At 62.6% G+C, this 12,599-nt stretch carries 10 protein-coding genes; 9 read left to right on the top strand and 1 reads right to left on the bottom strand.

Annotated features, from left to right (window positions below; genetic code table 11):
• The first annotated feature begins 74 nt into the window (after positions 1-74).
• Complete coding sequence (rapA, locus tag IE091_RS04905; protein WP_096921659.1) at positions 75-3,020, top strand: RNA polymerase-associated protein RapA; 2,946 nt, start codon at positions 75-77, stop codon at positions 3,018-3,020.
• Between the two features lie 30 nt (positions 3,021-3,050).
• Here rapA and IE091_RS04900 read toward each other — a convergent pair whose 3' ends face one another.
• Positions 3,051-3,953: a TIGR01777 family oxidoreductase gene (locus IE091_RS04900; RefSeq protein ID WP_189462963.1), complete on the bottom strand. Its 903-nt coding sequence runs from the start codon at positions 3,951-3,953 to the stop codon at positions 3,051-3,053.
• A gap of 200 nt (positions 3,954-4,153) precedes the next feature.
• Here IE091_RS04900 and IE091_RS04895 point away from each other — a divergent pair, with 200 nt between their 5' ends.
• The 8 genes from IE091_RS04895 to IE091_RS04860 all read left to right on the top strand — a co-directional run bounded on the left by IE091_RS04895 (position 4,154) and on the right by IE091_RS04860 (position 12,570).
• Positions 4,154-5,224 carry an NAD(P)/FAD-dependent oxidoreductase gene (locus IE091_RS04895; protein WP_189462962.1) on the top strand — a complete coding sequence of 357 codons (1,071 nt, stop codon included), beginning with the start codon at positions 4,154-4,156 and terminating at the stop codon, positions 5,222-5,224.
• A 239-nt stretch (positions 5,225-5,463) separates the two neighbouring features.
• Entirely contained in the window at positions 5,464-6,384 is a 921-nt protein-coding gene (locus tag IE091_RS04890) for a MerR family transcriptional regulator (protein WP_186299159.1), read from the top strand.
• 30 nt (positions 6,385-6,414) lie between these two features.
• A complete protein-coding gene (gene phrB, locus IE091_RS04885) occupies positions 6,415-7,827 on the top strand; it encodes a deoxyribodipyrimidine photo-lyase (RefSeq protein ID WP_189462961.1) in 1,413 nt (470 codons plus the stop codon).
• Between the two features lie 89 nt (positions 7,828-7,916).
• Positions 7,917-8,354, top strand: a complete 438-nt coding sequence (locus IE091_RS04880) for a nuclear transport factor 2 family protein (protein WP_039180734.1) — start codon at positions 7,917-7,919, stop codon at positions 8,352-8,354.
• A 58-nt stretch (positions 8,355-8,412) separates the two neighbouring features.
• Entirely contained in the window at positions 8,413-9,198 is a 786-nt protein-coding gene (locus tag IE091_RS04875; RefSeq protein WP_189462960.1) for an SDR family NAD(P)-dependent oxidoreductase, read from the top strand.
• Positions 9,195-10,544, top strand: coding sequence for an NAD(P)/FAD-dependent oxidoreductase (locus tag IE091_RS04870; RefSeq protein ID WP_039180739.1), 1,350 nt, complete (start codon positions 9,195-9,197; stop codon positions 10,542-10,544). The genes IE091_RS04875 and IE091_RS04870 overlap by 4 nt, the downstream gene beginning before the upstream one ends.
• Positions 10,541-11,305 (top strand): DUF1365 domain-containing protein, encoded by a 765-nt coding sequence (locus IE091_RS04865; protein WP_189462959.1) that lies wholly within the window; start codon positions 10,541-10,543, stop codon positions 11,303-11,305. The genes IE091_RS04870 and IE091_RS04865 overlap by 4 nt, the downstream gene beginning before the upstream one ends.
• A complete protein-coding gene (locus tag IE091_RS04860) occupies positions 11,302-12,570 on the top strand; it encodes an SAM-dependent methyltransferase (protein WP_039180745.1) in 1,269 nt (422 codons plus the stop codon). Before IE091_RS04865 ends, IE091_RS04860 begins: the two co-directional genes overlap by 4 nt.
• The last annotated feature ends 29 nt before the right edge of the window (positions 12,571-12,599 follow it).

The following is a 12,599-nucleotide window of genomic DNA, read 5'->3' as shown; positions in this document are numbered from 1 at the left end:
CCCCCGCCCTGTCTGCCACCGAGGCCCATTCCCGGTGGCGAGCGACCCGATTTTGACGACTTCCTCGAGGCATCATGAGCGATTTTTCTCCCGGCCAGCGCTGGATTAGCGACGGTGAGGCCGAGCTTGGGCTTGGCACCGTGCTTAACTGCGACGCCCGTAGCGTTACCATCTTGTTCAGTGCCAGCCAGGAAACCCGCACCTACAACACCCGCCAGGCGCCCCTTACCCGAGTCATGTTCGGCAGCGGTGACCGGGTCCTGTCAGCCGACGGCTGGCAGATGATCGTGGACGACAGCAAAGAGAGCCGTGGCCTGATCACCTATATCGGTGAAGACAGCGACGGCAACCTGCGCGAACTGCCCGAAGCACGCCTGGCCGACACCATGCAGTTCGACCAGGCCCGTGACCGCCTGCTGACCGGCCAGGTCGATCGCAACGACTGGTTCGACCTGCGTTTTCGTACCCTGCATCACTTTCAGCGTATCGAACAGCACAGCGCCCTGGGGTTTGCCGGGCCGCGCATCGACCTGATTCCCCACCAGCTCTATATCGCCGACGAAGTCGCACGCCGCCACGCCCCCAGGGTGCTGCTGGCCGATGAAGTGGGACTTGGCAAGACCATCGAAGCAGGCTTGATCCTCCACCGCCTGCTGTTGGCAGGCCGCGTAGAGCGCGCGCTGATTCTGGTACCCGATAGCCTGACTCACCAGTGGCTGGTGGAGCTGTTGCGCCGCTTCTCGCTGACCGTCACGCTGCTCGACGAGCATCAGAGCCAGGCCCACGGCAGCGCCAATCCGTTCGAGAGCGCCCAGCTGGTGCTGGCCAGCCAGGGCTGGCTGTTTGCCAATCGTCACCGTCAGGAGCAGGCCCTGGCCAGCCGTTTCGACCTGCTGATCGTCGACGAGGCGCATCACCTGGATTGGCACCCGGAGACCAGCGGCCCCGGCTACCTGTGCGTGGAGCAGCTGGCCGCCGAGATCCCCGGCCTGCTGCTGCTCACCGCCACCCCCGAGCAGATGGGCCAGGAGAGCCACTTTGCGCGGCTACGCCTGCTGGACCCGGAGCGCTACCACGACATCGAGCGCTTCAAGGACGAAGAGCAGCACTACGTCGCCGTGGCCAGCGCCATCGATGCGCTGGAAGAACTTCCCCAGACACCCAGCGCCCGCGAGCGCGTGGCCACCATCGCCGACGACCGCGACAGCCAGGCCCTGCTGGCGACGCTGTGCAACGCCGAGGCCAGCTCTGAACAGCAGGATGCGGCCCGTGCCCAACTGCGCGATGCGCTGCTCGACCGTCACGGCACCGGGCGCGTCATGTTCCGCAACAGCCGACGCCACGTGGGCGGCTTCCCGGAGCGGCGGCTGCACCTGACCAAGCTGGAGCTGCCCTCCGCCTATCGCCGAGTGCTGCGCCGCCTGGAGCGCGACGAGGACTATCTGGACGAGCTGCTCATCGAAACCGGCATGGACCACCCGGACGTACTGATCTACCCGGATGCCATGTACCGCGAGCTGAGCAATGACCCACTGAACGGTGAACCCTGGTGGCATATCGACCCCCGGGTCAACTGGCTGCTGGAAAAGCTCAGCGACGACAGCGAAGACGGTTTTGCCAACGACAAGGTGCTGGTCATTGCCCACCACCGCGAGACCGCCGAAGGGCTGGCCGAAGGCCTGCGTGTGCTGGGCGGCTACCAGGCACCGGTATTCCACGAAGGGCTGTCGCTGGTGGAGCGCGACCGCGCCGCCGCCGCCTTCGCCGACGAGGAAGATGGCTGCCAGGTGCTGGTGTGCTCCGAAATCGGCTCCGAAGGCCGCAACTTCCAGTTCTGTCGTCATCTGGTGATGTTCGACATGCCCCAACACCCGGACCAGCTGGAGCAGCGGATTGGCCGCCTCGACCGGATTGGCCAACGCCACGCCATCGAGCTGCACGTGCCCAGCTTCATCGGCAGCCCGGGGGAGCGGCTGCAGCGCTGGTACGACGAAGGCATGGCCGCTTTCAGTGCCCCCCACGGTATTGGCAGCGACCTGTTCGACGCCTTTGGCGACGCGCTGGCCGATGCGCTGCTCGACGATGAAGCGCTCACCGAGATCATCGACGAAACCCACGCAATGTTCACCGCCAAACTGGCCGAGCGCGACGCGGGCCGCAACCGGTTGCTGGAGCTGAACGCCTGCCGCCCGGCCCAGGCGCAACAGGTCATCGACGCGGTACGTGAGCTGGATGAAGACCCGGCGCTGCCCCGCTACGTGGAGCGTGCGCTGGATATCTTCGGGGTCGATAGCCAGGAAATTGGCAATGGCCTGCTGCACCTGCAGCCCAGCCAGCACATGCTGGACGGGCTGCCGGGGCTGGTCAAAGGGGAAGAGGGCTTCTCTGCCACCTACAGCCGTGCCCAGGCCCTGGCGCGGGATGACGTGCAACGCCTCTCCTGGGAGCACCCGCTGCTGCGCGAGATGATGGGACGCATTCTGGATGGCACCATGGGCAATACTGCCCTGGCGCTGCTGCGCCATCCGGCCATTCCCAGTGGACGACTGATGGCCGAGCTGATCTTCCGCACCCACTGCCCGGCGCCTAAAGCGCTGCACCTGAACCGCTTTTTGCCCCCCACGGCCGTCCGGGTACTGCTGGATGAGTCAGGGGCCAATCTGACCAGCAAGATCTCCTTTACCGGGCTGGGCAAAAATCTGCAGAAGGTCAACAAGTCGCTGGCCCGTGATCTGATCAAGAGCCGTCATGACCAGCTGCGTGACCTGCTGACCCAAGGGGAGAGCGAGGCCGAGCGGGAGCTGCCCAGCATCGTGGAAGCCGCCGAAACGCGCATGCGTGCTCAGCTGGATGCCGAGCTGGCCCGCCTGACGGCGCTGGCAGAGCACAACCCGGCGGTGCGCAGCGAGGAGCTGGAAGCCCTCAAGCAGGAGCGTCAGGCGCTCAGCGATGCCATCGAAAATACTCGTCTGCGGCTCGACTCGGTGCGGGTCATCATCACCGTTGACCCGAACGCCTAGCGAACGCCTAGCCCAGCGGCTTGCTGGCGGCTAGAAAATGGCCGCCAGCGCTTTCGGTAGCGTCGGGTATTGAAAGCTGAATCCCTCCTCGAGCAGTCGTGCCGGTCGCATGTCCGCGCCGGTCAACAGCAGCTGTGACATCTCGCCGAAGCCCGCCTTCAGCACGAAGGCAGGTACCGGGAAAATGGCGGGACGATGCAGTTGCTTGGCCAGCATCTGGGTGAACTCGGCGTTGGTCACCGGATGCGGTGCACTGCCGTTGAAAGCACCCGACAGACCAGACCCGTTGATCAAGAAGATGATGGCGGCTACCAGGTCGTCTCGATGGACCCAGGGCATGAACTGCTGACCATCGCCGAACCGCCCACCCAGCCCTAGCTTGAAAGGCGGCACCATTTTTTGCAGGGTGCCGCCGCCTGCCGCAAGCACCAGGCCTATGCGCAGAATGGCCAACCGAACCCCCAAAGCTTCCACCGGCTTGGCAGCGGCTTCCCACTGGGCACACAGCCGATGGGCAAACTCATCGTGGGGCTGAGTAGCCTCATCCACGACCTTGCTGCCCTGATCGCCGTAATACCCCATGGCCGAGCCACTGACCAGGACCGCAGGCAGCGGCTGACCGTTGGCCGCCAACTGCTCGCACAGCGCCACCAGCTGCTGGGTGCTGTCGACCCGCGAGCGAATCAGCCGCTCCTTTTGCTCGACGCTCCAACGTTTGGCGGCTATCGACTCCCCTGCCAGGTTCACCAGCGCATCGGGGGGCGTATCGATAAATGCCTGCGCGCTGTCGCGGATATCACACTCGGGGGGCAGCTTTCCGCGTACCTTGTGGGGCGTGCGCGACACCACCTGCACGTCGTGCCCTTGGGCAATCAGCTGTGGGCACAGACGCTGTCCCACGAACCCGCTACCGCCGGTAATCAGTACTCGCATGGTATTCCCTCCTGAAGCTGGATAGTCCCTGCACTCCATCACCTATCCATGATCTATCCATCACCTATGGCAAAACGCCGTCGCTGTGCGCAGCGGGCGAGTCGACCATCCGTATTGCAACTTTTTAAATTGTACGATATCTATACACAACTGCTACAATAGAATTGTCTTTCGACACGTCATCGCTTCCGTGAGCCGCCATGCCTGAATCCATTTCCGCTCCCCCTGCTCTTACCTCGCGTGACGCCGTGGCCATCATCGGCGCAGGCATGGCAGGGCTCGCCTGTGCTCATCTGTTGGCACAGCACGGCGTGACGGTCAGCCTGTTCGACAAGGCGCGAGGGCCGGGCGGCCGCATGTCCAGCAAGGGCCGCCCAGCGGCGACGCTTGATCTGGGCGCTCAGGCTTTTACCGTGCGCGATGCCGAATTCGCTCGACAGCTCACCCAGTGGCAGCACGCAGGCTGCGTGGCCCCTTGGCCGACGTGTACCTATCAGGCTAGTGCATCCGGTTGGCAAACACACGATGACGGTCAGTTGCGTTATGCCGGGGCTCCGCGCATGAGTGCGCTGACTCGGTATCTGATAGATGCCATCACTCTTCATGCACACACGGACTTCCATTCGGAAACGCGTATCGTCGCGCTCGAGCGGGTGACGGATGGCGAATGGCATTTGAAAGACGCTGCAGGAAACCATCATGGGCCCTTCAGCCGCGTCGTGATCACGGCGCCACCGCCCCAGGCCAGCGAGCTGATCGGCCAGTGGGCTCCCGAGCTGAGCGCCGCCTGCGAGGCTCTCCCACAGCGCGCTTGCTGGGCCGCCTGGGCCATTTTTGCGGCGCCGCTACCCGCGCCTTCGGGCATTGCCGAACACTGGCAAAGCCTGCATGCGCAGCACCCCAAACTACGCCTCGTCTCCCGAAACCACACCAAGCCGGGGCGTGAAGAACAGCCGGAAAGCCTGAGCCTCCTTGCTCAACTGGACTGGAGCGACGCGCATATCGAGCTGACGCCAGAGGACGCGGCCCAGCAACTGCTAGAGGCCTTTCTGGAATGCTTGCCCGTTCCTGCGGCATCGATTCCCGAATTGATAGAGCTGGGCGCCCATCGCTGGCGATACGCCCAACCCGCCAAGCCAAACGGACAGGAATACCTGTACAGCCAGCAGGGTATCGCACTATGCGGCGACAGCTGGAAAGGCAGCCGCGTCGAGGATGCCTGGTTATCCGGCAATGGGCTGGGCAGGGCCTTAATAGGCCGGTCGGTCTAATGAATATCACGACAGGAGTACAGGAGCATGGAAGCCACAGAGGTTGTACCTAGCCGCCACAAGTTGTACAAAGGTGCCTATAATAGCGTGACGCTATCTCAGCGATTATCGGCTCATCGACGTAGCGACACGCCACGAATGAGTGGCACACCGCCGACCCGGCACCGAACTACCGCCACGGCAATTACAGACAGACCCCTGCAATACCTGTTGCAGGCAACCAAGAGGCAATGGCGCCCATGAGCAACAAGGCGACCCACCCACCCGATACCCCGCTCTATCCGATTCGGGAAGTTTCCCGTCTGACGGGTGTGAACTCGGTCACCCTGCGCGCCTGGGAGCGACGCTACGGCTTGATTCGTCCGCAACGTACTCCCAAAGGACACCGGCTTTACGCACAGGATGACATCAGTCGCATCGAGCGTATTCTGCAATGGCTGAACCGTGGCGTGCCGGTCAGTCAGGTCGCCGACCTGCTGGACCAGCCGGAAACCGTGGAAACCCCCGCGCCGGATGCTGGCGATTGGGCCAGCCAGCGGCAGCAGCTGCAAGCCATCATCGAGGCGGTCGACCTGCCAAGGCTCGAGGCGCTGTATCACCAAAGTCTGGCGCTCTACCCGCTCAGCGTGGCCATCAACGAGCTCTGGCAACCGGTCATCTTGAGCCTGGAAGCCAAATGGGCCGCTCAGCCGGACGACCTGGTGCGGCGCACCTTCGAGTCCTTCCTGCGCAGCCAGGTGGGCATTCGCCTGCACTATGCCAACCAGGCTACCCGCGGCCCGCTGCTGCTGCTGACCGCCATGCCCGACGACCCAGGCCCCTTGTGGGTGTTGATGTGTGCGCTGATGGCCAGCGAACAGGGCTACCGTGTACAGCTGCTCGACCATTCGCTGGCGCTGGAAGACCTGCCCCAGGCGGTGTCGCGCTTGCACTCTTCCATGGTGCTGCTCTCCAGCGGTCAGCGCGAAAACGACCACTACATTCGGGTCGACCTGCCCAAGGCGGCCGAGCGTTTGGGCGTACCGATCGGCGTGTGCGGCGAAGTCGCCCGACTGCGTGAAACAGAGCTGCGCGACGGCCCGGTCCACATGCTGGGCGATGACCTGCCTCAAGCCGTGGCACGTTTGCGCCCGCTGCTACGCGAATCAGGCATTCTCTAGCGCCCGACAGGCCACGCAACAGGAGTGTTCATGGATCTGCAGTTGGTTTGGCTACGCAGCGACCTGCGTGTTCACGATAACTCCGCCCTGGCGGCGGCCGCCGCCAAAGGCCCGGTGGTCGCCGTCTTCTTACGCAGTATCGAACAGTGGCGTGCCCATGGGCATGGCGCCAACAAGCTCGACTTCTGGGCACGCGGTGTTCGCGCCCTCAAGGAGTCCTTGACCGGCCTCAATATCCCGCTGCTGCATCGGGATATCGACAGTTTCGATGACGCACCCAGCGTACTGCTCGCGCTGGCTCAGGAACACGGCGTTCAGCAGCTGCACTTCAATTACGAGTACCCGCTGAACGAACAGCGCCGCGACCAGGCCGTTCTGGAAGCCTTCAAACACGCGGGCATGACGGCACAGGGCCACCACGATGCCATTGCCTTTGCCCCAGGCAGCCTGCTGACCGGCAAGGGCGATTACTATGGCGTCTTCACCCCCTTCGCCAAGGCGTGGCACAAGCAGGTAACTCAGGAGCAGCTGGCCCTGCGCGATACGCCTCAGGCGCAGTCGCCTCTGGATCTGCCCAGCGACCCACTGCCCGCCCTCCCCGAGCTCGAGGACTCCCCCGTGGATGGCCGCCAATGGCCTGCGGGCGAAAACGCGGCCAGCGATCACCTGGAGCGCTTTTTGCGCTTCCGGGGCCGCTACTACCAGCAACAGCGCGACTTCCCTGGCGTCAGTGGCACCAGTGGACTTTCCCCTTATCTGGCGCTGGGCATGATCTCTCATCGCCAGTGCCTGCAAGCCGTGATGAGCGAAAACGACGGCCACCTGGCAGACGGGGATGCCGGACTCACGACCTGGGTGAACGAACTGATCTGGCGGGAGTTCTACCAGCATGTCGCGGTGGGCTTTCCGCAGGTATGCCGCTATCAACCCTTTCAGGAGCACACGCGCGATCTGGCCTGGCGTGATGACGATGAGGGGTTTGCGGCATGGTGCGAAGGGCGTACCGGCTACCCCATCGTGGATGCGGCCATGCGCCAATTGGTGACGACCGGCTGGATGCACAACCGACTGCGCATGATCACCGCCATGTTCTTGAGCAAGCATCTGCTGATCGACTGGCGGCGGGGAGAAGCGTTCTTCATGCGCCATCTGGTCGATGGCGAATTTTGCGCCAACAACGGTGGCTGGCAGTGGGCGGCCTCCACGGGTACGGACGCAGCCCCGTACTTTCGCATCTTCAACCCTACCACCCAGTCGACGCGTTTCGACCCTGAAGGCGCCTTCATCGCCCACTGGCTACCAGAGCTGGCTTCCTTGCCCGCCAAGGCGCGTCATGCGCCACCACAGGACATGCTGAACCCGGTGGACTACCCCTCCCCCATCGTCGACCACAAGGCAGCCCGTCAACGTGCCCTGGACGCCTTCAAGGCCTTGTCGAAGTAGGCTAGATAAACACTTGCCTCTGTCGGCGGCTCTCGCCGCCGACATCGCTGTTCCCTCACGTGGCACCGTTACTCAACAAGGAATTCGTCATGCACAACGAACAGGCCTTGGCGCATTTTTGCGCCTTCTTCAATAAGCTAGACAATACCTGTACAGAAAAACTATACGAGGTATATACTGAAGGAGTTGTTTTCAACGATCCGCTCCATCACATTGAGGGCAGGCAAGCACTGGAACGCTACTTCGCCACCATGTACGAGAACGTATCGCGTTGCCAGTTCACTTATCACACGCAGCAGATTCAAGGTGACCAGGCGTTTGTCACATGGACCATGGAGTTCGTTCACCCTCGCCTTGCCGGCGGCCGACCCATTCAGGTCGATGGGTGTAGCGCCCTGACCTTCGACAATCGTGGAAAAGTGTTACGCCACCGTGACTACTTCGATGCTGGTGCCATGCTGTATGAACATCTGCCGCTCATGGGACGCGTCATCCGCTGGCTGAAGAGGCGTCTGGAGCAGGATTGACACAAGGTTGCCAAGCCGCACGCACATTGCGTGCTCACTGGGCCAAAGGAGTAGCAGGATGAGCACATGGAAAACGCCCCAACGTATCTGGCTGACCGGCGCCACGTCCGGCATTGGTGAAGCGCTGGCCAAACGCTTGATCGGCGAAGGCCATCATGTGGTCGTCAGTGCCCGCAATCAGCAGGCGCTGGAAGCGCTCTGCCAAGGCGCGCCACACGCCTACCCCTTGGCGCTGGATATCAGCGACCAGCAGGCCGTTCTCGCGGCGGGCAAGCAGATAGGCGAATGGCTGGGCGCGCTGGATCTCGCCCTGTTCAATGCCGGCACCTGTGAATATGTGGACGCTCGCCACTTCGACATGGCGCTGATCGAGCGGGTATTCAAACCCAATCTGTTCGGCACGCTGTATGGCATCGAAGCGGCCTTGCCACTGCTGCGTGCGGCTCGGCATGAGGGCAAACCCGCCAGGCTGGCCGCCACGTCGAGCGCATCGGCCTACCTGCCGCTGCCACGTGCCGAGGCTTACGGTGCTTCCAAGGCGGCCGTCAGCTATTTTCTGGAATCGCTGCGTCTGGATCTGCATCAGGAAGGCATCGATGTCAGCATCATCCACCCAGGGTTCGTGAAGACCCCTCTCACGGATCGCAACGACTTCCCCATGCCCATGCAGGTCAGCGCGGAAGAGGCGGCCAGTGCCATCATTGATGGGCTGGTCAAGGGGCAGCTGGACATCCATTTCCCTCGCCGCTTTACCTATCTGGTGAAACTGCTGGGCATTCTGCCACCGGCACTACGACGAACGATCGGCCTGCGCATGACGCGGCAAACCGAGGAGCAACCATGAGCGGTATGGCATCACAGCGCATTGCCGTGATCGGCAGCGGTATCAGCGGCATGGCCGCGGGCTGGTATCTCTCGGCTCAGCACGAAGTGACGCTCTTCGAAGCCGATAGCCGCCTGGGGGGCCACACGGCCACCATGGATGTCGACGTCGAGGGCACGCCTTACGCCATCGATACGGGATTCATCGTGTTCAACGATTGGACCTACCCGCATTTTCAACGCTTGCTGGAGACCCTGGGCGTCGCCAGCCAAGCCACCGAGATGAGTTTTTCGGTGCATGAGACGGCGGTGGATTTCGAATACAACGGGCACACGCTGGCCTCCCTGTTTGCCCAGCGACGCAACCTGCTCAACCCCTCTTTTTATCGCCTGCTCCGCGATATTCTGCGCTTCAACAAACAGGCCACCGCTGACCTGGAAAGCAAACGCCTGCCTGCCGACATGACGCTGGGGGAGTATCTGGACAGCCATGGTTACGGCAGTGCGTTTCAACGTCGTTACCTGCTGCCGATGGGAGCGGCCATCTGGTCCGCCAGCATTGGCGACCTGCGCGCGTTTCCGCTGACCTTTTTCGTGCGTTTTTTCCGTAACCATGGCTTGCTGTCGGTGAACCATCGCCCCCAGTGGTACACGCTGGTGGGCGGCTCTCGGCAGTACATTCCACGGCTGACCGCCCCTTATGCATCGCGCATTCGCCTCAACACACCGGTACGGCAGATCACCCGCAGCGGCGCAGGCGTCACCTTGACCACGGCAGCTGGTGAGGAACATTTCGACCAGGTGGTGATTGCCTGTCACGCCGACCAGGCGCTGGCCATGCTGGCCGACCCGACCCCGGAAGAGCGCGAGATTCTGTCCGCCATGCCGTATCAGGACAACGAGGTGGTGCTGCATACCGACACTCGGTTACTGCCCCGGCGTCAGCGCGCCTGGGCCAGCTGGAACTATCGGCTGGATGGCCGCGGCGCCGATGAGCGCGTCTCGGTCACCTACAACATGAATATCCTGCAGCGGTTACAGGCAGACACCACGTTTTGCGTCACGCTGAACGATAGCGACAGCATCGACCCCGGCAAGGTGCTCGGGCGCTATACCTATGCCCACCCGCAGTTCACCCTGGCCGGACAAGCAGCCCAGATGCGCCACGACGAGATTTCCTCCGTCGCCCGCCGCACCCACTTTTGCGGCGCCTACTGGCGCAACGGTTTCCACGAGGATGGGGTATGGAGCGCACTGCGTGTCGCTCAAGCGCTGGGCTGTGACGAAGCCCTGCCGCCGCCCACCGCGCCTGCCGCCCTGCCTGCCCACGAACTAACCCCTGGCAGCACCGGAGATGGGCTGGGATGATCGCCGCACCTCGCTCGCGCATTTATCGTGGCACGTTGCGGCATCGCCGTTTCACGCCCAAGCACCACGCCTTCAGCTATCAGGTATGGATGGCATGGCTGGATCTGGACGAGCTGCCCACCCTGTTTGACGGCGTGCCTGGCTTCAGTGCCCGAGGCCCCGCCCTGGCGCGCTTTCGCCGGGAGGACTATCTGGAGCCTGTTCACCTGCCATTGAAAACCGCCGTACGCGAGGAGCTGACCCGCCAGCTGGGCAGTGCGCCACAGGGACGTATCTGCATGCTGACACAGCTGCGCACGCTGGGGACCTCCTTCAACCCCATTTCCGTCTATTACGTCTACGACCAGCAGGAGCGCTTGAGCGCCGTCTTGGGGGAGGTCACCAACATGCCCTGGCGTGAGCGTATCCGCTATGCCTGCCAGGTCATGCCAGAGCGACACAGTCATCACGCCCAATTCGACAAGGCCATGCACGTCTCTCCCTTCAACCCCATGGAGATGACGTACCGCTGGAAATTCAATACGCCAGAGCAGCAGCTGTATTTACACATGGAGAACTGGCAGCAGGAGCAGCGCCATTTTGACGCAACGCTCACGCTCGAGGCAGCGCCCGCTACCCGCGGCGTACTGCTGTCCACGTTGGCAAGGCAGCCTTGGATGAGTCTGAAAACGGTAGCGGGAATCCATTTTGAAGCGCTACGCCTGTGGCTGAAGCGCGTCCCCGTTTATAACCACCCTAAGCGCAAGGAGACTTCAAAATGACGACCCTGCGTACGACACCACCCAATAGCCAACCCACCCAGCAGGACCGCTTCACGCGCTGGCTGAAGCCGCGGCTGATGGCACAGCTGGATGCCTTTCAAGGCGGTCGAATCACGCTCATCGAGGGCAGTGAGTGCCACCATCTGGGCCAGGCGGGGCCCTTGCAGGTCACCGTGGTGATTCGCCACTCCCGCGCCTGGAAGCGGCTTGCCTTTGGTGGCACCGTCGGCGCGGCCGAATCCTATATGGATGGCGACTGGGATGCCGACGACCTGGTGGCACTGGTACGCCTGTTTGCTGCCAACCTGGAGCAGGTCAACGGCAAGATGGAGAACGGCAGCGCACGCTTTACCCGCTGGGTGCTGGGCCTGGCCTATCGCTTCCAGCGCAATAGCGTGACCGGCTCCAAACGCAACATTGCCGCGCATTACGATATTGGCAATGACCTGTTTGCCACTTTTCTGGACCAACGCCACTGGATGTACTCCAGTGCCGTCTTCCCCTACCCGGAAGCCAGCCTGGAAGAGGCCTCTACCTATAAGCTCGACCTGATGCTCGAAAAGCTGGACGTGCAGCCAGAGCACCATCTGCTGGAAATCGGCACTGGCTGGGGCGGGCTGGCGATCCATGCCGCCAAGACACGCGGCTGCCGAGTCACCACCACCACTATCTCCGAAGAGCAGCATGCCCATACGGCCCGCCGCATCCAGGAAGAGGGGCTGGAAGACCGTATCACCCTGCTGAAGCAGGACTACCGCGAACTGACGGGGCGCTTTGATCGGCTGATTTCCGTGGAAATGATCGAAGCCGTCGGCCATCAGTATCTGGATACTTACCTCGCCAAGATCGACAGTCTGCTGACCGACACCGGCCAGGCCATGCTGCAGGCCATCACCATTCGCGACCAGCGCTTCGAGGAGGCCAAGCGCGACATGGACTTCATCAAACGCTACATCTTTCCGGGCGGTTTCCTGCCCTCTCACCATGCCATGCTCTCCAGCCTGACGCGCAAGACCTCGCTGAACGTCATCGCACTGGACGAGATTGGCCCCCATTACGCGCGCACCTTGCGCGAATGGCGGCACCGCTTTGAAGCCCACCTGGACCAGGTAAGACTGCAAGGCTATGACGAACGCTTCATCCGCATGTGGCGCTACTATCTTTGCTACTGCGAAGGCGGTTTCATCGAGCGCTCCATCGGCACGTGCCATTTGCTGCTCGCCAAACCCGCCGCCAAACCGCTGCCGCTGACCGGAGCGCTCTAAGTTGGCGACCAAGCGGCCTTTCAAGCCTT

The sequence above is a fragment of the Vreelandella hamiltonii genome, assembly GCF_014651775.1.
Taxonomy (GTDB): Bacteria; Pseudomonadota; Gammaproteobacteria; order Pseudomonadales; family Halomonadaceae; genus Vreelandella; species Vreelandella hamiltonii.
The sequence above is the reverse complement of the archived record's forward strand: the minus strand, read 5'-3'. Positions and strand labels throughout refer to the sequence as shown.